General features: G+C 68.9%; 21 protein-coding genes. 14 read left to right on the top strand and 7 right to left on the bottom strand.

The genetic code is table 11. The annotated features are described in order from the left end of the window. Window positions 1-59: 59 nt before the first annotated feature. The 4 genes from def to HPY32_RS38270 all read left to right on the top strand — a co-directional run bounded on the left by def (window position 60) and on the right by HPY32_RS38270 (window position 4,174). Complete coding sequence (gene def, locus HPY32_RS38285) at window positions 60-623, top strand: peptide deformylase (protein WP_067588214.1); 564 nt, start codon at window positions 60-62, stop codon at window positions 621-623. After that, entirely contained in the window at window positions 623-1,546 is a 924-nt protein-coding gene (gene fmt, locus HPY32_RS38280) for a methionyl-tRNA formyltransferase (protein WP_067588216.1), read from the top strand. Before def ends, fmt begins: the two co-directional genes overlap by 1 nt. A 350-nt stretch (window positions 1,547-1,896) precedes the next feature. Continuing rightward, entirely contained in the window at window positions 1,897-3,357 is a 1,461-nt protein-coding gene (locus tag HPY32_RS38275; RefSeq protein ID WP_067588218.1) for an RsmB/NOP family class I SAM-dependent RNA methyltransferase, read from the top strand. Window positions 3,358-3,958: 601 nt separating this feature from the next. Beyond that, window positions 3,959-4,174, top strand: coding sequence for a heavy-metal-associated domain-containing protein (locus tag HPY32_RS38270; RefSeq protein ID WP_067588220.1), 216 nt, complete (start codon window positions 3,959-3,961; stop codon window positions 4,172-4,174). Here the strand turns inward: HPY32_RS38270 and HPY32_RS38265 are convergent. Beyond that, on the bottom strand, window positions 4,171-4,869 hold the full coding sequence (locus HPY32_RS38265) for an FCD domain-containing protein (protein ID WP_067588222.1): 699 nt from the start codon (window positions 4,867-4,869) through the stop codon (window positions 4,171-4,173). The two genes, HPY32_RS38270 and HPY32_RS38265, sit on opposite strands and share 4 nt — an antisense overlap. A 129-nt stretch (window positions 4,870-4,998) precedes the next feature. Between HPY32_RS38265 and HPY32_RS38260 the strand changes: the two genes are divergently transcribed. Genes HPY32_RS38260 through HPY32_RS38250 form a run of 3 tightly spaced genes read left to right on the top strand, consistent with a single transcriptional unit; the run spans window position 4,999 to window position 8,665 of the window. After that, window positions 4,999-6,114, top strand: a complete 1,116-nt coding sequence (locus HPY32_RS38260; RefSeq protein WP_067588224.1) for a mandelate racemase/muconate lactonizing enzyme family protein — start codon at window positions 4,999-5,001, stop codon at window positions 6,112-6,114. A gap of 18 nt (window positions 6,115-6,132) precedes the next feature. Beyond that, window positions 6,133-7,482, top strand: coding sequence for a cation:dicarboxylate symporter family transporter (locus HPY32_RS38255; RefSeq protein WP_082871379.1), 1,350 nt, complete (start codon window positions 6,133-6,135; stop codon window positions 7,480-7,482). 10 nt (window positions 7,483-7,492) lie between these two features. Then, window positions 7,493-8,665, top strand: coding sequence for a mandelate racemase/muconate lactonizing enzyme family protein (locus HPY32_RS38250; protein ID WP_067588225.1), 1,173 nt, complete (start codon window positions 7,493-7,495; stop codon window positions 8,663-8,665). A gap of 16 nt (window positions 8,666-8,681) precedes the next feature. On the opposite strand, the gene HPY32_RS38245 is transcribed toward HPY32_RS38250, so the two are convergent. From HPY32_RS38245 to HPY32_RS38235, 3 genes are read right to left on the bottom strand one after another with little or no spacing between them, the layout of a single operon-like run. Further along, the gene (locus HPY32_RS38245) at window positions 8,682-10,772 is read right to left on the bottom strand and encodes an NAD(+) synthase (protein ID WP_082871380.1); all 2,091 of its coding nucleotides are present in this window, start codon (window positions 10,770-10,772) and stop codon (window positions 8,682-8,684) included. A gap of 22 nt (window positions 10,773-10,794) precedes the next feature. Then, entirely contained in the window at window positions 10,795-11,706 is a 912-nt protein-coding gene (locus HPY32_RS38240) for an RNA polymerase sigma factor SigF (RefSeq protein ID WP_067588227.1), read from the bottom strand. Further along, window positions 11,706-12,128 (bottom strand): ATP-binding protein, encoded by a 423-nt coding sequence (locus HPY32_RS38235; RefSeq protein WP_067595825.1) that lies wholly within the window; start codon window positions 12,126-12,128, stop codon window positions 11,706-11,708. The genes HPY32_RS38240 and HPY32_RS38235 overlap by 1 nt, the downstream gene beginning before the upstream one ends. A gap of 130 nt (window positions 12,129-12,258) precedes the next feature. Between HPY32_RS38235 and rpe the strand changes: the two genes are divergently transcribed. Further along, window positions 12,259-12,921, top strand: coding sequence for a ribulose-phosphate 3-epimerase (rpe, locus tag HPY32_RS38230; protein ID WP_067588229.1), 663 nt, complete (start codon window positions 12,259-12,261; stop codon window positions 12,919-12,921). Window positions 12,922-12,937: 16 nt separating this feature from the next. On the opposite strand, the gene HPY32_RS38225 is transcribed toward rpe, so the two are convergent. Then, window positions 12,938-13,408 (bottom strand): hypothetical protein, encoded by a 471-nt coding sequence (locus tag HPY32_RS38225; RefSeq protein ID WP_067588231.1) that lies wholly within the window; start codon window positions 13,406-13,408, stop codon window positions 12,938-12,940. A 497-nt stretch (window positions 13,409-13,905) separates the two neighbouring features. Here HPY32_RS38225 and HPY32_RS38220 point away from each other — a divergent pair, with 497 nt between their 5' ends. The 5 genes from HPY32_RS38220 (at window position 13,906) to HPY32_RS38200 (ending at window position 17,780) form a co-directional block, all read left to right on the top strand. Then, complete coding sequence (locus HPY32_RS38220; RefSeq protein ID WP_067588233.1) at window positions 13,906-14,526, top strand: riboflavin synthase; 621 nt, start codon at window positions 13,906-13,908, stop codon at window positions 14,524-14,526. A gap of 102 nt (window positions 14,527-14,628) precedes the next feature. Next, entirely contained in the window at window positions 14,629-15,879 is a 1,251-nt protein-coding gene (locus HPY32_RS38215; RefSeq protein ID WP_067588235.1) for a bifunctional 3,4-dihydroxy-2-butanone-4-phosphate synthase/GTP cyclohydrolase II, read from the top strand. A gap of 27 nt (window positions 15,880-15,906) precedes the next feature. Beyond that, complete coding sequence (gene ribH, locus HPY32_RS38210) at window positions 15,907-16,386, top strand: 6,7-dimethyl-8-ribityllumazine synthase (protein WP_067588236.1); 480 nt, start codon at window positions 15,907-15,909, stop codon at window positions 16,384-16,386. A 147-nt stretch (window positions 16,387-16,533) separates the two neighbouring features. After that, window positions 16,534-17,019 (top strand): PH domain-containing protein, encoded by a 486-nt coding sequence (locus HPY32_RS38205; RefSeq protein ID WP_067588238.1) that lies wholly within the window; start codon window positions 16,534-16,536, stop codon window positions 17,017-17,019. 242 nt (window positions 17,020-17,261) lie between these two features. Then, window positions 17,262-17,780 (top strand): DUF4333 domain-containing protein, encoded by a 519-nt coding sequence (locus tag HPY32_RS38200; protein WP_082871381.1) that lies wholly within the window; start codon window positions 17,262-17,264, stop codon window positions 17,778-17,780. Window positions 17,781-17,786: 6 nt separating this feature from the next. Here HPY32_RS38200 and ggt read toward each other — a convergent pair whose 3' ends face one another. Next, window positions 17,787-19,727, bottom strand: a complete 1,941-nt coding sequence (ggt, locus tag HPY32_RS38195; protein WP_067588242.1) for a gamma-glutamyltransferase — start codon at window positions 19,725-19,727, stop codon at window positions 17,787-17,789. Window positions 19,728-19,978: 251 nt separating this feature from the next. On the opposite strand from ggt, the gene HPY32_RS38190 reads away from it, so the two are divergent. Continuing rightward, window positions 19,979-21,445 carry an amino acid permease gene (locus tag HPY32_RS38190; RefSeq protein ID WP_067588246.1) on the top strand — a complete coding sequence of 489 codons (1,467 nt, stop codon included), beginning with the start codon at window positions 19,979-19,981 and terminating at the stop codon, window positions 21,443-21,445. Here HPY32_RS38190 and HPY32_RS38185 read toward each other — a convergent pair whose 3' ends face one another. Then, on the bottom strand, window positions 21,446-22,246 hold the full coding sequence (locus HPY32_RS38185; protein WP_067588248.1) for an ABC transporter ATP-binding protein: 801 nt from the start codon (window positions 22,244-22,246) through the stop codon (window positions 21,446-21,448). Between the last annotated feature and the right edge of the window lie 6 nt (window positions 22,247-22,252).

Below are 22,252 nucleotides of genomic sequence, written 5' to 3'. Positions count from 1 at the left end.
GTGACTCGGAGCGGTCCGTAAAATAAGACGTCCGTATCCGATCACCAGGGGAGTTGCTTGTGACCGTCCAGCCCGTTCGCCTGTTCGGCGACCCCGTTCTGCGCGCCCGCGCGGACGAGGTCACCACCTTCGACAGGGAACTGCGCCAGCTGGTGGCCGACCTGACCGACACCATGCGGGCCAGTGGTGGTGTCGGGATGGCGGCGCCGCAGATCGGGGTCGGTCTGCGGGTGTTCGTCTACGACACGGGCGAGCTGGCCGGGCACCTGGTGAACCCGGTCTTCGAGGTGCTCGGCGACCAGGAGCAGACCGGCCCGGAGGGCTGCCTGTCGATTCCGGGCCTGCGCTACGAGGTGACCCGGGCGCTGCGGGTGCGGGCGCGCGGCGTCGACATGGACGGCGCCGCGGTCGAATTCGAGGCCGAGGGGCTGCCCGCGCGCTGCGTTCAGCACGAGACCGACCACCTCGACGGCGTGCTCTATCTGGACTGGCTGGATCCGGCCGCTCGCAAGGAAGCCATGCGGGCGGTGCGCGAATCCGGCTGGTTCACCACGGGACAGACGGTGATGTCCGCCGCGGACGTGTCGTCCGCGCGGTCCGAGGCAACGGGACGGGGTCGCTGATGCGCGTGATCTTCGCCGGAACACCCGAGCCCGCGGTGCCGTCGCTGCGGCGGCTGATCGACTCCCCGCGCCACGAGGTCGTCGCGGTTGTCACCCGGCCCGACGCCGTCGCCGGGCGCGGGCGCAAGGTCACCCGCTCGCCGATCGGCCTGCTCGCCGACGAGCACGGCATCCCGGTGCTGACGCCGGGCAAACCCTCCGAGCCCGACTTCATCGACGCGCTCACCGAACTCGCCCCGGACTGCTGCCCGGTGGTGGCCTACGGCGCGCTGCTGCCGCAGCGGGTGCTCGACATTCCGCGGCACGGCTGGGTGAACCTGCACTTCTCGCTGCTGCCCGCGTGGCGCGGGGCCGCGCCGGTGCAGGCCGCGATCCTCGCCGGTGACGAGATCACCGGCGCCTCCACCTTCCGCATCGAGGCCGGGCTCGACACCGGGCCGGTGTTCGGCGTCGTCACCGACAAGATCGGCGTCGCCGACACCGCCGGAACCCTGCTGGGCCGACTCTCGGAATCCGGTGCGCACCTGCTGGAAACGACCCTGAACGGGATCGAGGACGGCACCCTGCAGGCCGTGCCGCAGGCCGCCGACGGCGTCTCCTACGCGCCGAAGGTGGACGCCGACGCCGGGCACATCCGCTGGGACCAGCCCGCGCTGGCGATCAGCCGCCGCATCCGCGCCGTCACCCCAGCCCCCGGCGCCTGGACCGAAATCGACGGCAAGCGCCTCAAACTCGGCCCCGTCGAACTGGTCGAAGAGGTCCTGCCGCACCGGGCCGTCGAGGTCCGCAAGAGCGGCGTCTACATCGGCACCGCCACCACCGCCGTCCGCCTCAATCAGGTCCAGCCCCAAGGCAAACGCCCCATGCCCGCCCTGGACTGGGCCCGCGGCGCCCGCCTGGAGCCCGGCGCGGTGGTCGGATGACCCGCCCGGAGCGAGGCAACCAGCACGAATCACACCAGCCGTCGAATCCGGGTGCGGCGCGCGGCCCGAGGGGCCCGCTCGGCCGCCGGGGGCGTGACGCGACGGATGATGCCGATCGCGAGGCCACCGGCGCGGCAGGGCGACATGTGAAGTCGGGCAAGCCTGCCGCCGGTCGTCGTGCCGAGTCCGGGCAGCGAAGGGGCGAGCGAGGGCAATCCGATGCTCGGAACCGGAGAGATGGTGCGGCGCAGGGGGATTCGCGGGCACGCAGGGCAGACTCCGGTGATACGGGCCGTGGCCGGTCCGGTGGGGCTGGCGGGCAACGCGGTTCGGGCGATACAGGACGCGGGGTGTCGGCCGGTTCCGGGAAGCGGTCGGGTTCGCGGAGCAATGACGGGGGTCGTGGGCGACCGGCCGGGCAGCGGGATTCTCGTTCGCGCGGTGGCGATTCCGGTGATGCGCGGCGTAGCAAGGGGGCCGCTGTCGATATGCCGCGGATGGTGGCTCGGGATGTGTTGCGGGCGGTGCGGGAGCGGGACGCCTACGCGAATCTCGTGCTGCCGGGGCTGCTTCGGGAGCGGCGGGTATCGGGGCGGGATGCGGCGTTCGCTACCGAATTGGCGTACGGGGCGTGCCGGTCGCTCGGGATGCTGGATGTGGTGATCGCCGAGTGCGCGGGTCGCGCGGTCGACGAGATCGACGGGGCGCTGCTGGATGTGTTGCGGCTGGGCGTGTATCAGCTGCTGCGCACCCGGGTCGGGGCGCATGCCGCGGTGGATACCTCGGTGGATCTGGTGCGTTCGGAATTCGGTACCGGCCGTGCGGGTTTCGTCAATGCCGTGCTGCGGCGGGCGGGAGAGCGGACCGTCGAGGAGTGGGTGGACCGGCTCGCGCCGCGAGATCCGGTGGGGCGCCTGGCATTCGAGTACGCGCATCCGACCTGGATCGCGCAGGCGTTCGCGGACGCGCTCGGTGCCCGCGCCGGTGAACTGCGTGACCTGCTGGCCGCCGACGACGATCGCCCGGCCGTGCATCTGGTGGCCCGGCCCGGCGACATCACGGCCGAGGAACTGGCCCTGGTGACCGGCGGCGAACAGGGCCGCTGGTCGCCGTACGCGGTCTACCTCGACGGCGGCGATCCCGGCAAGCTGGAACCGGTGCGCGAGGGCATGGCCGCCGTCCAGGACGAGGGCAGCCAGCTGGTGGCGCTGGCGCTGACCCGCGCGCCGCTGCACGGTCCCGACACCGGCCGCTGGCTCGATCTGTGCGCCGGACCCGGCGGCAAGGCGGCCCTGCTGGGTGCGCTCGCCGATATCGATGGCTTCCACATCGACGCCGTGGAACAGTCCGAGCACCGGGCCGAGCTGGTGCGCAAGGCCACCGCGAACCTGCCGGTCACGGTGCACGTCGTGGACGGTCGCGACAGCGGGCTCGCCCCCGGCTACGACCGCATTCTGGTCGACGCGCCCTGCACCGGCCTGGGCGCGCTGCGCCGCCGCCCGGAGGCCCGCTGGCGGCGCACCCCCGCCGATGTGCGCGACCTCGTCCCCCTACAGCGCGAATTGCTCACCGCCGCATGGGATCTGCTGCGGCCCGGCGGCGTGGTGGTGTACTCGACCTGCTCGCCGCACCTGCCGGAGACGGTGTCCGTGGTCGCCGATCTGGTCCGGCGCACCGACGCCGAACAGCTCGACACCCGCGACCTGCTGCCGGGCGTCACCGACGTCGGCGACGGTCCCGGCGCGCAGCTGTGGCCGCACCGGCACGGGACCGACGCCATGTTCATGGCCGCGCTCCGCAAACCGGAGTAGGGCGAGGTCGATTATTCGACGAGCCGATGACCGGGGGCGGTCGCGTATTTGTCCGTCCTCGGTCATCTTGTCGAGTGGGCCGGAATTATCGAGCGGCGATGATGGGTCTGTTCGGAAATATCGGTCGGCGAAAAATTCGCGTTCCAACAAACTCATACGGTCGTCGCCATGATGCTGACGAGCTCTTCAAGAAATTGACAATCACTTTCACGGCTTGCTTGAAGAATTCGCTCAGCAAATTCGAAGTGCAGCTGCGTCAAGGGGTTTGGTGGCGCGACTGCGCTGATCGTCGATGGATGACGGTCACAGGAGCGCGCCGATCCCTCCCACGAGAAGAGTGGCCAGGACGCCGATTGCGGTGAGGATAGCCATGAGTACCATCGTTCTTTCCTTTCTTGCGTACCGCAATTTCTGCGGATACCAGTTAATTGTAAGCAACTCGCCGAAGATTTCGGGGAATTTTTCTGTTTTCCGAAAAATACCGTTCCGACGGTGGGTTCTTTCGGACGCTCCCGCTCGCGGACCCGCAGTAGAATCGGCACAGGCCGATTCGAGCGGTCGAAGGCGACCGCGACTCAACCCCACGACACCGGGAGCGATCATGTCGACAGCCACATTCTCCGTTGACGGTCTGCACTGCGAGGGCTGCGTCAACACCGTCGAGCAGAGCATCTCCGCCATCCCCGACGTCCGCTCCGTGCGGGTGGACCTCGACATCAAGGGCACCTCGACGGTCACGGTCGATGCCGACCACGACATGAAGCCCGACGAGATTCAGCGCGCGCTGGACTCCGGCGGCAATTTCACCGTCGTCTAGCCGCGCGCGGCGGCGAGCATCCGTTCCTTACCCGCCAGGATGTGCGCCTCCATCAGACGCCCGGCCGTCGCGGGGTCCGCGGCGGCCAGGGCGTCCAGGATCTCCCCGTGCTGCGCATTCGACATGCCGCGTGCCGCAGCGGTTTCCAGGCCGTGGCGGCGGAACAGGTGGAGCTCCTTGGACACACCGTCGTAGAGTTCGACGAGCCGCGGATTGCCCGACAGCGCGACCAGTCGGCGGTGTAGATCCACATTGAGCGGGTAGTAGTCGTTCATCTGCGCGACCGCCCCGGCGAGGCGTCGCACCAGCGCCCGTGGTTGTTCGAGCCCGGCGGCGTCGGTGTGGGCGGCCGCGAGCCGACCGGCGAGCCCGAACAGGCTGGCGCGGATGTCGTAGAGCTGCGCGGCCTCGTCGACGGAGATCTCGCGCACGAACATGCCACGGTTGGTGCGGAATTCGACCAGGCGGGTGCGCTCGAGGTGTCGGCACGCCTCGCGCACGGGCCCGCGGCTCACGCCCAGCCGCAGCGCGAGCGCGGATTCGTTGATCCGATCGCCGCCGCGCAGCGTGCCGTTGATGATCATCCGCTCCAGGTCCTCGACGATGAGATGCGGCAGGGAGGTGGACTGCCGCTCGGCGACCCGGCGCTGCAGCGCCGAGATCTCGCTGTCCCCCTGGGGTTCGGACGGGGCCATGGCTCCTCTTCGGATCGCGGACGACCCCGTATTCTCGCCCGCCGAACCATAAATCGCAAATCGTTGACAGTTGACGATTATCGGTCGCACACTCGGTGCACCCGATGAAGGTGCCGAGGAGGCGATCCGATGAGGATCAAGGACATCCGCGCGAGCGTGCACACCACGTCGATCGAGGTCCCACTGCTGACGGAACGAGTCGACGGCTACGGCCGGGCCGAGCAGCGGGAGTTCGTCTTCTGCGAGGTCGAAACCGACGAGGGACCGACCGGGGTCGCGGTCACCGGTCACTTCCTGGCGCACGCGGTGGTGGCGGCGCTGCACCACCACGTGCTCCCCGCCGTGCAGGATCTCGATCCGCGCGCGACGGAGGCCGTGCACCAACGGGTTTGGCAGCGGCTGAACCCACGCGCCATGACCGGCGTGGTGTCGAGCGCGCTGTCGCTGCTGGATATCGCGCTGTGGGATATCGCCGGTAAGGCGGCCGGGCGATCGGTGGCGAGCCTGCTGGGCGGCGCCCGCACCTCGGTGCCGGTCTACGTGACGTTCGGATTCCCGCAGTACGACCGCGACACCCTCGCCGCCGCGGCCCGGCTGCACCTGGAGCAGGGCTTCACGGCGCTGAAAATGGTTGTGGGCGTGGACGAACGCGGCTGGCGCGAGGACGCCGCCCGCATTCACACGGTGCGCGCAGCGATCGGCGACGAGCACGATCTGATGATCGACGCCAACTATCTCTACACCCCCGTGCAGGCCGCGCTGCTGTGCCGGGCGGTCGAGGACGCGGGGCTCACCTGGTTCGAGGAACCGTTGCAGCAGAACGACGCTCGCGCCCTCGCCGATCTGCGCGCGCACACCCGGATTCCGCTGGCGGCCGGGCAGATGGAGGGGCATCGGTGGCGACTGCGGGAACTGGTCGAGCACCGGGCGGTGGATGTGCTGCAACCGAACGTCTGCTACTGCGGCGGCTTCACCGAGGCCCGCAAGGCCGCGCACCTGGCGCAGATCTACAACCTGCCGCTGGCGCACGGCGGCGGCTGGCCGCTGTTCAACCTGCACACCCTGGCCGGGATGATGAACGGCTGGATCCTGGAGTGGCACCTGGGCATGGCACAGGTCGGGCAGTTGCTGTTCCCCGACGCGCCACGACCGGAGAACGGTCGCATCACGGTGCCGGACCGGCCCGGATTGGGACTCACGGTGGACCGGGATGCCTTGCGCGACACTCGTATTCGGGAGCCGTGAGGGCCGGGGAGTGGTCTCGTGGGCACCATCGATTCGACAGTCGATGCGGCGCAACCGCATCCGGTTCGCATCCCACGCTGGCGGCGTGTGCTGGGCGACACCAGCCTGCAGGTGTTCGTCGCCGCGGCGGCGGCCGCGGTCCTCGGCACCGTCGCCCCGCATGCCGCGGCGGCGCTGCAACCGCTGGCGACGGTCTTCGTCGCGCTGATCCAGATGGTGGTGGCGCCCATCGTCTTTCTGGTGCTGGTCACCGGGATCGTGGCGGCCGGTGGGATGCGGGCGGTCGGGCGGATCGCGGTGAAGGCGCTGCTGTATTTCGAGATCGTCAGCACGGTCGCGATGCTGCTGGGGATCGCGGTCGCGGACCTGCTGCGGCCGGGTGCGGGAGTGCCGCCGCCCGCACACGCCTCCGATCAGCTGTCGGCCTATCTGCCCACCGCGGCGCGCACTACGTCGTTCGGCTCGTTCCTGTCGGCGATCGTGCCCAACAGCGCGGTCGGCGCGTTCACCACCGGGAATGTGGTGCAGGTGCTGATCGTCGCCATCGTGTTCGCCGTGGCGCTGCTGCGGCTCCCGGCGACCGTGGTCGATCCGATCATGCGCGGCGCCACCGCGCTGTCGGCGGTGCTGTTCCGGATGGTGCGGCTGATCATGCTGCTGGCGCCGATCGGCGCGTTCGGCGCGGTGGCGGCCACGGTGGGCCGGTACGGCCCCGAAACCCTCACGGCCCTGGTGAAACTGGTCGCGGTGGCGGTGCTGGCGCTGCTGGTGTTCGTGACGGTGGTCCTCGGGACCGTGGCGCGCGCCGCCGGGGTCTCACTGCTGCGGCTGATGCACCGGTTGCGGCGGGAGCTGCTGGTCGTCTTCGGTACCGCCGCGTCGGAATCGGTGCTGCCGCAACTGATGCAGCGGCTGGAGGAGGTCGGTTGCCGACGCAGCGTGATCGGCCTCGTGGTTCCCGCCGGATTCTCCTTCAATCTGGACGGGGTCGCGGTGGTGGTGCCGATCTGTGTGCTGTTCATCGGGCAGGTGTACGGCGTTCCGCTGACGGCCGGGCACCAGCTGACGCTGCTGCTGATCTTCCTGGTGCTGTCCAAAGGCACTGCGGGCGTGTCGGGTTCGGCGTTCGTCACGCTCGCCAACACCGTGGCCGCCACCGCGTTCGTGCCGGTCGCCGGGCTGGCGCTGGTGCTGTCGGTGGACCGGTTCCTGTCGATGGCCCGCGCGGCCACCAATGTCCTGGGCAATGCGGTCGCCACCGTGGTGGTGGCGCGCTGGGAGCCGGGCGGACTCGACCGTGACCTCGCCGCCCGCACCATCGGCGCATCCCGCGCGAAAACGCCTGTCGCCCAGACGGAAACACTGTGAGGAGAATCTCATGCCCCGTATCGTCGCGATTCACGAAGGCACCGTGCCGATCGGTTCGTCGATCAGCAATGCGTTCATCGACTTCAGCGCCATGGACTGCTCCATCGTCGCGGTCGTCAGCGATGTGGTCCGCGACGGCGCGCCCGTCGTCGGTTACGGATTCAACTCCAACGGCCGCTACAGTGCCGGAGAAATACTGCGCCGCAGGATGATTCCCCGCCTGCTGGCCGCGCGGCCCGATGAGCTGGAGACCGCGGACGGGACGGCCGTCGATCCGCACCGGGCGTGGGATGTCATGATGCGCAACGAGAAACCCGGCGGGCACGGGGAGCGATCGGTCGCGGTGGGCGTGCTCGATATGGCGCTGTTCGACCTCGCGGCCAAGCTGGCCGGGCTGCCGCTGCACCGCTGGCTGGCCCGCCACTACGACCTCGGCGAGCCCGATCCCGAGGTATTCGTCTATGCCGCAGGCGGTTATTACGCGCCCGGGAAGGGACCCGCGCAACTGCGGGAGGAGATGGAGGGGTTCCTCGCGCAGGGCTACGACGTGGTGAAGATGAAGATCGGCGGCGCGAGCCTGAGCGAGGACGTGCGGCGCGTCGAGACCGTGCTGGAGGTGCTCGGCGGCGACGGCTCGCGGCTCGCGGTCGACGCCAACGGCCGCTTCGACCTCGAGACCGCGCTCGCCTACGGCCGGGCGCTGGAACCGTACCGGCTGCGCTGGTACGAGGAGCCCGGTGATCCGCTCGACTACGCGCTGCACGCCACCCTCGCCGAGCGCTATCCGGGCGCGCTGGCCACCGGCGAGAATCTGTTCTCCACCACCGACGCCCGCAATCTGATCCGCTACGCCGGGATGCGGCCGGACCGCGACATTCTGCAATTCGATCCGGTGCTCGGCTACGGGCTGGTCGAATACCTGCGCACCCAGGACATGCTGCGCCAGCACGGCTGGTCCTCCCGGCGCTGCATCCCGCACGGCGGCCACCAGTTCGCCCTGCACATCGCCGCCGCGCTTCGCCTGGGCGGCAACGAGTCCTACCCCGGCGAGTTCCAGCCGACCGGCGGATTCGCCGACTCGGCCGTCATCGCCCACGGCCGACTCCGGCTGTCGGAGACCCCGGGCATCGGCTTCGAGGACAAGGCGGCGCTGTACCGCGTGTTCCGGGCCCTGCATCCCTGAAGCCTTCGGTTCAGCGTCAGGGCACGTTGCGTTCGAGTTCGTCGAGCCAGGCGGTGGCGACGGCGTCGCTGGGGGCGCGCCAGTCGCCGCGCGGGGACAGGGAGCCGCCGGAGCCCACCTTCGGGGCGTTGGGGAGGGTGGAGCGTTTGAACTGGCTGGTCTGGACGAAGCGGCGGAGGAATTCGGCCAGCCATCGCTTGATGGTCGGGAGGTCGTATTCGTGGCGGTCGGTGACCGGGATCAGGTCGGGCCAGTGGCCGCGGGTGCGGTCGGACCAGGCGTGGTGGGCGAGGTAGGCGATGCGGCTGGGCAGGTATCCGAAGCGGAGCAGGTAGTACAGGTGCAGGTCCTGGAGCTCGTAGGGGCCGACGGTGGCCTCCGAGCTCTGCCCGGGCTGGGCCGAATCCCCTTCGGCGCCGGTCTCATCCGTCGGCACCAGCTCGGGGGAGATCTCGGTGGCCAGGATCGAGGTCAGCACCGCACCGGCCTCCGGGCCCAGGTCGCCGGTGTCGACGGCCCAGGCGATGAGGTATTTGATCAGCGTCTTGGGCACCGAGGCGTTCACGCTGTAGTGCGCCATGTGATCGCCGACGCCGAAAGTGCACCAGCCCAGGGCCAATTCGCTGAGGTCGCCGGTGCCGACGACCAGCGCGCGGTGCCGGTTGGCCAGCCGGAACAGGTGCGAGGTCCGCTCACCGGCCTGCACATTCTCGTAGGTCACGTCGTACTGCGGAACCCCCTCGGCCGCAGGATGATTCAGGTCGCGCAGCATCTGTGTCGCCGACGGCCGGATATCGATCTCGTGCGCGGACACCCCCAGCGCCGCCATCAACCGGTGCGCGTCGGTGCGCGTGCGGCTGCCCGTGGCGAAGCCGGGCATGGTGTAGGCCAGCACATTCGAGCGCGGCAGGCCGAGCCGGTCCATCGTCTTGGCCGCCACGATCAGCGCCACCGTCGAATCCAGCCCGCCCGACACACCGATGACCACGTGCTGCGAGCCGGTCGCCGCCAGCCGCGTGCTCAACCCCTCGACCTGGATGTGATGCACCTCGGCGCAGCGCTCGTTGCGCACCGCCGGATCGGCGGGAACATAAGGGAAGCGCGGGATGTCGCGGCGCAGCGGCACCGCCTCCGTGGGCACCGGCAGTTCGATCTCGACGCGCCGGAATCGGGCCAGGCGCTCGCGATGATCGTGCACGGTATCGGCGAAACTGGTCGTGCGCAGCCGGTCGGCGGCCAACCGGCGCAGATCGATATCGGCGGTGACCAATTGGGGATGGTCGGCGAAACGTTCACCCTCGGCGAGCAATTCGCCGTTCTCACACACCAGCGCCTGCCCGTCGAAGGCCATATCGGTGGTCGACTCGCCGTGTCCCGCAGCCGAATACAGGTACGCGGCCACATATTGCGCCGAATGCGAGGCGCACAGCTGCCGCCGGTAATCCGCCTTACCGACCACGATATTGCTGGCCGACAGATTCACCAGCACGGTCGCCCCGGCCAGCGCGGCAAAACCGCTGGGCGGCAACGGCACCCAGCCGTCCTCGCAGACCTCGAGGTGAAAGACGAAGTCGGACAGATTGGTTGCCGCGAACAGCAGTTCGGCGCCGAACGGCACCCGCTGCCCGGCGATCGTCACCCGATCGTCGAGGGCCTCCCGCGCCGCCGCGAACTGCCGCTTCTCGTAGAACTCCCGATAGTTGGGCAGATAACTCTTGGGCGCCGCACCCAGCACCCGCCCCCGATGGATCACGATGCCGCAATTGAACAGCCGCCCCTGCGCCCGAATCGGCGCACCCACCACCAGCACCGACGCGATCGCGGCGCTCTCGTCCACCACCCGCCGCAGCGCCTTGTCGACCGCGTGATCGAGCGCATCGGAATGAAACAGATCATCGGCGGTGTAACTGGACAACCCGAGCTCCGGAAACACGGTGAGCACCGCCCCCGCCGCCGCGGCCTGCCGGGCCGATCCCAGGGTCTGCTCGGCGTTGTAGGCCGGATCGGCCACCCGCACCGACGGCACGGCCACCGCGACGCGCGCGAACCCGTGCCGATACAGCGATTCGAACGGCAGCACACCAGCCCCCTCGCGGTCGGTGATCATGGTCGCTGCGAAATCTACCAAGTCACTCGCGTGCGGACTGCTCCCGTAAGCGGGCGAGAGTCTTGGCGAGAATGCGCGAGACATGCATCTGGGAGATCCCCATGCGCTGGGCGATCTGGGTTTGGGTCATGGATTCGAAGAAGCGCATGGTCAGGATGCGGCGCTCGCGCTCGGGCAGGCCCGCCAGCAGCGGGCGGATGGCGACATACTCCTCGACCCGGTCGAATTGGGATTCCTCTTCGCCGAGGGTGTCCAGCAGCGATGCCTCGGTGTCGCGGCCGACCGTGACGGCGTCGATGGAACTGGGCTGGTAGGCGTTGCCCGCGATGACGGCCTGGGTGACCTCGTCGGGGGAGAGGTCGAGCTCGGCGGCGATCTCCTTGGCGGTGGGCGAGCGGCCCAGCGATTGCGACAGCGCGTCGATGGCGGCGCCGATGCGCAGGTGAGTTTCCTTGACCCGCCGGGGAACTCGCATCGCCCAGGTGTTGTCGCGGAAGTACCGGCGGACCTCGCCCATGATGGTGGGCACCGCGAAGGACAGGAAGTTGGAGCCGCGGGTGATGTCGAAACGGTCCACCGCGTGGACCAGCCCGACCCGGGCGACCTGGGTCAGGTCGTCGAAGGGTTCGCCGCGGCCGCTGAACTTGCGGGCGATGTGGTCGGCCAGCGGGATGCAGCGGCTGATCAGTTCGTCGCGCACCTCGGTGCGCCGCTCGGCGTCCTCACCGGCGGCGGCCAACCGCTCGAACAGCAGTGTGACGTCGTCGTATCCGCTGACCGACTGGGCGACCTCGGCGACGGCCTCGGTGTCGTCGTCCTCGGTGTCCTCGACCTCCTCGGGCGCGGGCGGCGCGGTCGCCGAGCCGTCGGGTGTGCGGTCTCGTTCGGGTTCGCTGGCATCACGAGATTCGAACACGGTGTCCTCGCCGGTCACTACGCCTTCCCCCGGACCCGCCGGAATTCCACGGACGACGGGTAGCCGGATACCTTCGGATCATAGGAGCCCTGCGCGGCGTCGACCTCGTCGGTCAGCGTGCGCAGCACGTGCCAGCCGAAGCTGCGCTGATCGGGCAGCCCCTCCGTGGCCGCGACGCCGGAGATCCGCACCACCAGATCCTTGTCACCGACGGTGAATCGGCACTGCAACGTGGTGCCGGGCGCGGCGACGGCGATGAGCGTCGAGCACGCCTCGTCGACCGCGAGCCGGATGTCGGCCACCTCGTCCAGCGTGAAATCGTTGAGTAGGACGAGGGTTTCGGCGAGCCCGCGCACGATCGGCAATTGTGACACGGTCGCGGCAACGCCGATCTCCACGGGGGTGCTGCGCAGTCCCTGTTCCGCCGAAATGTTGATCACCTGTAAAAGGCTACCCAAATCGGCGATGACCAATCCGCCCGGTCCCGGCGCCGATCGCGGTGGAGGTGGCGAAATGTGGCCCGCTACACTTCGCGCTGTGTCGACCTCCTCCTTCCACCGGCCGTCGCCGATGATCGCCCCGTCCATTCTGTCCGCCGACTTCGCCCATCTGGCGGCCGAGGCGCAGGCCGTCGAGGGCTCGGACTGGTTGCACGTGGACGTGATGGACAACCACTTCGTGCCGAACCTGACCCTCGGCCTGCCGGTGGTGCAGAGCCTGTTGCGGGCCACCGACATTCCGCTGGACTGCCACCTGATGATCGACGACCCGGGCCGCTGGGCGCCGCCGTACGCGGAGGCGGGCGCGTACAACGTCACCTTCCACGCCGAGGCGACCGACGATCCGGTCGCGGTGGCGCGCGACATCCGCGCCGCGGGCGCGAAGGCGGGCCTGTCGGTGAAGCCGAACACCCCGATCGAGCCCTACCTCGAGATCCTGCGCCACTTCGACACCCTGCTCGTGATGAGCGTGGAGCCGGGCTTCGGCGGTCAGTCGTTCATCGCGCACGTGCTCGACAAGGCCCGCACCGTGCGCCGCCTGGTCGATTCCGGGGAACTGCGCCTGATCGTCGAGATCGACGGCGGCATCAATATGGACACCATCGAGCAGGCCGCCGAGGCGGGCGTGGACTGCTTCGTCGCGGGCTCGGCGGTGTACGGCACCGACGATCCGGGTGCGACGGTGGAGACGCTGCGCCGCAAGGCCGCCGAGATCGCGGCCGCCGCCCGGTGATCGTGCGGCGAAAGCCTCAGCTCGCCTGGGCTTTCGGCTGCGCGAGCGCGCGGGTGGCGTCGATGACGGCCGCCAGCGGCGGAATGGCGCCGGAGTTCTCCGGCGACTGCGCCCAGGTGCGGTAGCCGGTGCGCTCGTCGTCGGCGGAGGGCAGTACCACCTGGCAGCCGGTGCAGGCGACGGTGACGTAGCGGCGGAACAGATCGGCCGACACCGCGGCGGTGAGCGTGCCGGGATGGGCGGGGCCGGTGATGAAGGTCCAGCGGCGGGCCCGCGGGTGATGCACCACCGGGCCCGCGAGCCCGGCCTGCGCCAGCTGCCGCTGGACGCGCTCGCCGAGCTCGGCGGGCATGGTGACCGCACCGTAGTGTTTACCGGTTTCGAGCAGAATGTGGCGGGATGCCTGGTCGACCGACGCCGACAGGTGGAATTCCCGACGGTATCGGCCGCAGCGAACCTCGAGTGTCGGATCGAGAAACGTTGTCATGCCCGTACCCCCATCTGCGTTGGTGTCCAACCACGATGTCGGAAGTTGAACAGCGGGGATCAACTTCATAACAATACTGCTTCGGATCGGGCGTCGACGCAAGCGTTGTGTGTAAGCAAGTTGCAATTCGGGTACCACCTCAGCGTCCGATGATTACGGCTCGGATAATTCCCGTCATGGGGTGCGATAACACCCGCGGAAATGGGTGTGCGGCATCATTTGTCTTAATTTTTCTGATCAATTTCGTGAACGCGCCGAGAATTGCGGGAATGTATTTGAGTTCGGCGCGCGCGAACGGGACAGCAGTCTGCTTTCGTCGGCGTTTGCCGGGCGGTCGTCGCCCGCGTGCCCGACGGACCGGCGGGTATCGCTCTCGTATAGCGCCCTCGTTAGGCTGAGGACACACTGGTCCGGGCGGGGAATGCACCCGCGGCCCGGCCTGTTGGCGCAGACACGGAGGCAGCCCGACCGGCGGGCACCGGGTGACAGGAGAAGGCATGTTCACAGGCATCGTCGAGGAACTGGGCGAGATCGTCGCGGCCGAGCGGCTGGCCGACGCGGCCCGGCTGACCATCCGCGGCACGCTGGTCACCTCCGATGCCGGCCACGGCGACTCGATCGCGGTGAACGGTGTGTGCCTGACCGTCGTGGACGTCGTCGACGGCGACAAGTTCACCACCGACGTGATGGGCGAGACGCTCAGCCGCTCCGGCCTCGGCAAGCTCGACATCGGCGCCAAGGTGAACCTGGAGCGCGCGGCCGCGGTCGACAGCCGGCTCGGCGGGCACATCGTGCAGGGCCACGTGGACGGCACCGGCACCATCGTCTCCCGCGACCCCCAGGAGAACTGGGAGGTGGTGCGAATCTCGTTGCCGGAGAACCTGGCTCGCTACGTGGTGGAGAAGGGGTCGATCACCGTCGACGGCATCTCCCTGACCGTGTCCGGGCTCGGCGAGGCCGCCGCCGGCGAACCCGGCCACCGCGACTGGTTCGAGGTCTCGCTCATCCCGACCACTCGGCAGCTCACCACGCTCGGCGCGGCGCCCGTCGGCGCCACGGTGAACCTCGAGGTCGACATCATCGCCAAGTACGTGGAGCGGCTGCAGCAGCGCGGGTAGGCGCACGGCCGCCGTGCCAGCAGGGCACGGGCGGAGCAGGACTCGCCCGGCTTACGCCGTACTGTAAGAGGGGCACCTATTTCGAGATGGAGCACAGTAGACGTGACCAGGTTCGACACCATCGAGCGCGCAGTCGCCGATATTGCCGCGGGTAAGGCGGTTGTCGTCGTCGACGACGAGGGCCGGGAGAACGAGGGCGATCTGATCTTCGCCGCGGAGAAGGCCACCCCGGAGTTGGTGGCCTTCATGATTCGCTACACCTCCGGCTACATCTGTGTGCCGCTCACCGGTGCCGACTGCGATCGGCTGGGTCTGCCGCCGATGTATGCGATCAATCAGGACAAGCACGGCACCGCCTATACCGTGTCGGTGGATGCTCGCGAGGGTGTCAGTACCGGGATCTCGGCGGCGGATCGGGCGACCACGATGCGGTTGCTGGCCGACCGGGACGCGCACGCGGCCGATTTCACCCGGCCTGGGCATGTGGTTCCGTTGCGCGCCAAGGATGGTGGGGTGTTGCGGCGGCCGGGGCATACCGAGGCCGCGGTGGATCTGGCGCGGATGGCGGGGCTGGGTCCGGCGGGGGTGATCTGTGAGATCGTCAGTCAGAAGAACGAGGGCGATATGGCTCGCACCGAGGAGTTGCGGGTCTTCGCCGACGAGCACGAGTTGGCGTTGATCTCGATCGCGGACATGATCGCGTGGCGGCGTAAGAACGAGAAGCAGGTCGAGCGGATCGCCGAGGCGCGGATCCCGACCCGGTACGGGGAGTTCCGGGCGGTCGGCTACAAGAGCATCTACGACGAGGTCGAGCACGTGGCGCTGGTGCTGGGTGATCTCGCGGTCGACGGTGGGGAGGATGTGCTGGTGCGGGTGCATTCGGAGTGCCTGACCGGGGATGTGTTCGGGTCGCTGCGCTGCGACTGCGGCCCGCAACTGGACGCGGCGATGGAGATGGTGGCCAAGGAGGGCCGCGGTGTGGTGTTGTACATGCGCGGGCACGAGGGCCGCGGGATCGGGCTGCTGCACAAGTTGCAGGCGTATCAGTTGCAGGATTCCGGGCACGACACCGTCGACGCCAATATCGAACTCGGCCTGCCCGCCGACGCCCGCGACTACGGCACCGGCGCGCAGATCCTGGTCGACCTGGGCATCAAATCCATGCGACTACTCACCAACAACCCGACCAAGCGCGCCGGGCTCGACGGATACGGGCTCAGCATTACCGAGCGGGTGCCGATGCCGGTGCGCGCCACGGCGGAGAATCTGCGCTATCTGCGCACCAAGCGCGACCGGATGGGGCACGATCTGGTCGGGCTCGACGATCTCGATCTCGGCGAAACCGCGCAGTAATTCACCTGGCAGAGAGGGACTTTCACAATGAGCGGTACGGGCGTACCGGAATTCGCGCTCGAGGATGCCAAGGATCTCCGCCTCGGCATCGTCGCGTCGCGGTGGCACACCACGATCTGCGACACGCTGGTCGCCAATGCCGAGCAGACGGCGCGCGCGGCCGGGGTCCGGGAGGTCACCGTGGTCCGCTGCGCGGGCGCCATGGAACTGCCCGTGGTGGCGCAGGCGCTGGCCCGCACCCACGATGCCGTCGTCGCCCTCGGCGTCGTGATCCGCGGCGAGACACCGCATTTCGAGTACGTGTGCGACGCCGTGACCGCCGGACTGACCCGCGTGTCGCTGGACGAGAGCACGCCCGTGACCAATGGCGTCCTCACCGTCAATACCGAGGCCCAGGCCCTGGCCCGCGCCGGTCTCCCCGACTCGGTGGAGAACAAGGGCGAGCAGGCCAGCGCCGCCGCCCTCGATGCCGCCCTGACGCTGCGGGCCCTACGCGAAACGGTCTGATCCGTGCCTCCCGTCATCCGGATCTGGAAGCGGGGTGCCCGACCTGCGGCCGGGCAGACGGAGAGCGGTGGTCGGCAGACGGCGGGCGGTGGTCGGGAGGCGGAAAGTGCTGGTGGGCAGGAACGGACGGAAGGTGCTGGTGGGCGGATGACGAGTGCTGCCGGTGAGCGGGTCGGGACGGGCGCGGGCGAGTGGGAGCTCGAGGTGCGGCCGCGGCATGCGGTGCGGACCGCGCGGATCGTGGCGGCGGTGATCGGGGTCGCGTTCACCGCGGCGGGGATCGCGTCGGCGCACAGCTCGACCGGTGTGAACTTCCGGGGGGCCGATCAGGTGGCCATCATCGTCTTCGGCTGGCTGCTGGCGGCCGGGGTGCTGGTGCTGACCCGGCCCCGGGTGCGGGTCGGAGCGCGGGGCGTGGTGGTGCGCAATATCGTCGGCGACACCGAATTCGCCTGGCGCGACATCCGCGGCGTCTCGATTCCGGACAAGAAGGCATGGGCCCGTTTGGAACTCGTCGGCGACGAGTACGTGCCCATGCTCGCCATCCGCCTCAATGACAAGGACTATGCGGCGCGGGCTATGGACCGGTTCCGTGAGTTGGGTGCGAGGTATACGGCGGCGCAGGGGGATTGACCGAAAGCCTTCCGGTTGGTTTGTGACTGAGGTCATTTCGGATGCTGGGGGTTCGCTGCGTGGGGGTGGGGGTGGGTTTGCCTGTGCTGGGCGGGGGTTCGGGGAAGTGGGTGCAATCTTTCGGCTATGGGGTGGGGCGGGGGTTTTGTCGGTTCGTGTGGCCGATGCGCGGGATGCCGTGATAGTGCTTCTCAGCACGGTGATGGGGATGTTGCCCGTCACGAAGTTCGAAGGGTTCCGTAATGCGTCGTTTGCTGCTTCTGCTGCCGGTCTTGGTCGCCGCCGCGTGTTCGTCCGGGTCGGGGCACGGGGGTGTCGATGACAAGGACACGCGGGCGGCGGTCGCCGATCTGTTCCAGCGGAATGCGGCCGAGGCACCGGCGAATTCGTCCTGCCCGGGGTCGCTGGAGTGGAAGGTCGGCGCGACCGAGAAGTGCACGGTGAGCGACGGTGCCGGGAAGGCATGGCCGGTGACGGCGAAGGTCGCCAAGATCACCGGCGACAAGGCCGATGTCGAGGCGAGCTTCGACGATCGCGTGGTGGGTGTCGACGATGCCAAGGCCAATATCACCACCATGTACCGGCAGATCGCCGACAACGACGTGGCCTCGGTGGACTGCAAGGGCCTGCAACCCTTGGCGGCCAACAGCTCTCGCACGTGCACGGTCACCGAGGTCGGCGGCAGGACCGTGGGCGTGACCTACGTGGTCTCCGCCGTGCGGGGCGACGGCTACTCCTACGAGGTCAACCTCGGCGGCTGAGCCCGGCTACCGGGTGTCGCCCATGACGGCCCCCTCGCGCCGGGGATCGGCGCCACCGATCCACCCGTCGCTCTGGCGCTGCAGCGCGCTGAGCCCGCTGGACTGCTGGTCGACCGAGACCTGATGTCCCATGGCGCGCAGCTGCTGCACCAGCGGGTCGTGATTACCGTTGTCGGTGGCGTCGATCGCGGGATGCTCGCCGCCGATCCCGGTGACCGGCGAATTGGTCGCGCCGAACGCCACCTGCGAGACCGCCTGCTGCGGGTCCAGCCCCCAATCCAGCATGCCCACCAGGGTTTTCACGACGAACTGGATGATCACCGAGCCGCCCGGCGAACCGGTGACATACGACAGCTGCCCGCGGGAGCCGTCGGGCGCGCGGTCGAACACCAGCGTCGGGCTCATCGAGCTGCGCGGCCGCTTACCGGCCTGCACCCGGTTGGCCAGCGGCAGGCCGTCGGTGCCGGTGGGATCGGCGCTGAAGTCGGTGAGCTGATTGTTGAGCACGAACCCGTCGACGATGTGGAACGAGCCGAACGCCGACTCGACCGTGGTGGTCATGGCGGCGGCATTGCCGTACTTGTCCACGACCGAGATGTGGCTGGTGCCGTGCTCGGGCGGCTGCGGGCCGACGCCGACCGGCACCGGGCCGAAGTCGCCGGGCTGCGCGGTGCCCATGCTGTGGGCGGGATCGATGAGCGCGGCACGCTGCTTCAGATAATCCTTGTTCAGCAGCGTATTCGGCGAATTGCCGGGCAGCGGAACGAAATCGGTGTCGGCGACGTACTTGTCGCGGTCGGCGTAGGCGAGCCGCTCGGCCTCCGAGATCAGGTGCACCGCTTGCGCTTTCGGCTTGCCGCCATTGCGGTCGAGCGAATCCGGCGGCAGCTTCGACAGATCGAAGTTCGCCAGGATGCCGAGCGTGGACGCCACCGTGATACCGCCCGAGGACGGGCTCGGCATGCCGCAGATCTCGTGGTCGCGGTAGTCGGTGCACAGGGCCGTGCGCTTCTTGGCCTGATAGCCCGCGAGATCGGCGAGGGTGATCTGCCCGGGGGTGCGGCCGCCGGAGGTGGTGGCGGTGGCGTCGACGATGTCGCGGGCGATGGCGCCGGTGTAGAAGGCGTTCGGGCCGTCGGAGGCGATGGCGCTCAACGTCTTCGACATGGCCGGGTTGGTGAGGTTGAAGCCCGCGGGCTTGGGTGAGCCGTCCGGCTGCAGGAAGTACGCCCGGGCATTGTCGTCGCGGGCGAGATCGGCGCGGGAGTCGGCGATCTGGCTGGCCATCCGCGGGCTGATGGCGAAGCCGTGGTCGGCCAGAGAGATGGCGGGGGTGAACAGGTCGCGCCAGGGCTGCCTGCCGTGGTCGTTGTGGGCGAGCTCGAGCAGCCGCAGCACGCCGGGCACGCCGATGGAGCGGCCGCTGGCGCGCGTATTCGGTTGCGGCACGGTGTGATCGGTGTCGCCGACCCAGCGCAGATAGTTCTCGGTGGCCGCGGCGGGGGCGACCTCGCGGCCGTCGTAGGCGTCGACCGATTTCGTCTTCGCGTCGTAGTACAGCAGAAACGCGCCGCCGCCGATACCGGAGGCCTGCGGCTCCACCAGGCCGAGCACCATCTGCGCGGCCACCAGCGCGTCGGCCGCGGTGCCGCCGCCCGCGAGCACCCGGCACGCCGCCTGTGTCGCAATCGGATTCGCGGCCGAGACCGCGTAGGTGTGGGTGCGCACCGGTGTCATGCCGCTGCGGTAGCCGGTGGCGATCTCGGGGTTGGTGGCGATGTTCGCCCCCGAGGCGGTGGGGCCGGGCGAGGTGACGTGGGTGCCGTTGGGGACGTCCGCGCACGCCTGCGCCGCGGCGGGAGAACTCGACGAGCACCCGGTGAGTAATCCGGCGGTGAGGAGCAGGACCGCGGTGATACCGGTCCACAGGTGAGGCAGGCGCGTCATGATCGGGACTGTATCGCCCGAGGCTGACGCGGATACCACTTTCGACGCGTCGAGCGGGCGGTTAGGTGTAGGGACGGTCCGGCTGGCTACTACTATTCAGACGATTTACTACTGTTCGCAGTATTTGCTCGACCGGAGATCGCAGTCGGAGGTGTGATCGGGCCGACACCGAAGGCCACCATTCGACCCCTGGCTATGACCAGGTAACGTTCAGGCTTCACGAAAACGATTGCGAAGGATCAAACCGGCAGATGACGGATGTGCGGGGCAAGGCTTTCCTCGGCGCGGAGGACAGCGGCTACCACAAGAGCCTCAAACCGCGCCAGCTGCAGATGATCGCCATCGGCGGCGCGATCGGCACCGGGCTGTTCCTCGGCGCCGGCGGGCGCCTGGCGAGCGCGGGGCCGGGCCTGTTCCTGGTCTACGCGATCTGCGGCGTATTCGTCTTCTTCATTCTGCGGGCGCTGGGTGAGCTGGTGCTGCACCGCCCGTCGTCGGGATCGTTCGTGTCCTACGCGCGCGAGTTCTTCGGGGAGAAGGCCGCGTTCGTCGCGGGCTGGATGTACTTTCTGAACTGGTCCATGACCGGCATCGTGGACACCACCGCGATCGCCACCTATCTGCACTTCTGGGGTCCGTTCAAGCCGATCGCCCAGTGGCTGCTGGCGCTGATCGCGCTGTGCATCGTGCTGACCGTCAATCTGATCTCGGTGAAGTGGTTCGGCGAGCTGGAGTTCTGGGCCGCGCTGGTGAAGGTGGTCGCGCTGGTCGCGTTCCTGATCATCGGCGCCGTCTTCCTGGGCGGCCGGTTCACCATCGAGGGCCAGCACACGGGGTTCAGCGTCATCGGCCATACCGGCGGCCTGTTCCCGACCGGCATCCTGCCGCTGGTCACCGTCACCTCCGGCGTCGTATTCGCCTATGCGGCAGTGGAAATGGTGGGCACCGCGGCGGGTGAGACGGAGAATCCGGAGAAGATCATGCCGCGGGCGATCAACTCGGTGATCTTCCGCATCGCGGTGTTCTACATCGGTTCGCTGGTGCTGCTGGCGCTGCTGCTGCCCTATACCGCGTACTCGGCCGCGGAGAGCCCGTTCGTCACGTTCTTCTCCAAACTCGGTGTGGCGCATGCCGGTTCGGTGATGAACTTCGTGGTGCTCACCGCCGCGTTCTCCAGCCTGAACGCCGGGTTGTACTCCACCGGGCGGATTCTGCGCTCGATGTCGATGAACGGCAGCGCGCCCAAGTTCACCGGGCGGATGAGCGGCCGCGGCGTGCCGTACGGCGGCATCCTGCTGACCAGCGTGATCGCGCTGTTCGGTATCGGCCTCAACTACGTGGTTCCGGCGCGCGCGTTCGAGATCGTGCTGAACGTGGCCTCGCTGGGCATCCTCGCCTCCTGGGCGACGATCGTGCTGTGCCAGCTGCAGCTGTGGCGCTGGTGGAAACAGGGCCGGGCAGAGCGCTCCTCGTTCCGCATGTTCGGCGCGCCCTACACCGGCCTCATCACGCTGGTGTTCCTGTTCGGGGTGCTGGTGCTGACGGCCTTCGACTACCCGGTCGGCACCTGGACCGTCGCCAGCCTCGTGGTGATCGTCCCCGCCCTCGTCATCGGCTGGTACGCCGCCCGCAACCGCGTCCTCAGCATCGCCCGCGAGCGCCAGGGCTACACGGGCGAGTTCCCGGTGGTGGCGAATATTCCGGTCGACGGGGAATGATCACGCGCGGACGGTGTGGTCGGTGCGGACCTGCCAGCGGCCGTCGGTGCGGGTGAGGAGGACCGGGTGATCGAAGCAGGTGCTGACGTTTTCGCTGGTCAGTACCTGCTCGATGGGGCCGGTGGCGATGGTGCGGCCCGCGCGCAGGAGCATCGCGTGGGTGATGCCGGGCGGGAGTTCCTCGAGGTGGTGGGTCACCAGGACCGAGGCGAGGTCGGGGTCGGCCACGCGCAGGCCGTCGAGGCGGTCGAGTAGTTGTTCGCGGCCCGCCAGGTCCAGGCCGGTGGCGGGCTCGTCGAGCAGCAGCAGGCGCGGGTTGGGCATGAGGGCGCGGGCTATCAGGGCCCGGCCGCGCTCGCCCTGGGAGAGCGTGGGCCAGCGGGCATCTCGGCGATGCGACAGGCCGAGCAGGTCGATGAGGCGGTCGGCCTCCGCGATGTCGGCCGCGGTCGGATTCCACCGCTGCTTCAGGTCGGCGGTATTGGTCAGGCCGGTGAGTACCACCTCGTGGGCGCGCAGCGGATACGGCGGGGCGTGCCGCGGGTCGACATGACCGATGGCGGTACGCAATTCGCGCATATCGACCCGGCCGAGGCGGTGTCCGAGCACCTCGACCGAGCCGCGGGTGGGGTGCTCGAACGCGCCCAGCATCTTCAGCAGCGTGGTCTTGCCCGCGCCGTTGGGTCCCAGCAGCGCCCAGTGCTCGCCGGAGCGCACCGTGAGGGACGCCTCGGACAGGATCGGATTGCCGTTGCGCACGAAATCCACGGCGTCGACCTGAAGGAGGGGAGAGTCGGCCATACGCCC

Source organism: Nocardia terpenica (genome assembly GCF_013186535.1).
Taxonomy (GTDB): Bacteria; Actinomycetota; Actinomycetes; order Mycobacteriales; family Mycobacteriaceae; genus Nocardia; species Nocardia terpenica.
Note: the sequence above shows the minus strand (reverse complement) of the source record. Positions and strands in the feature narration are given on the sequence as shown.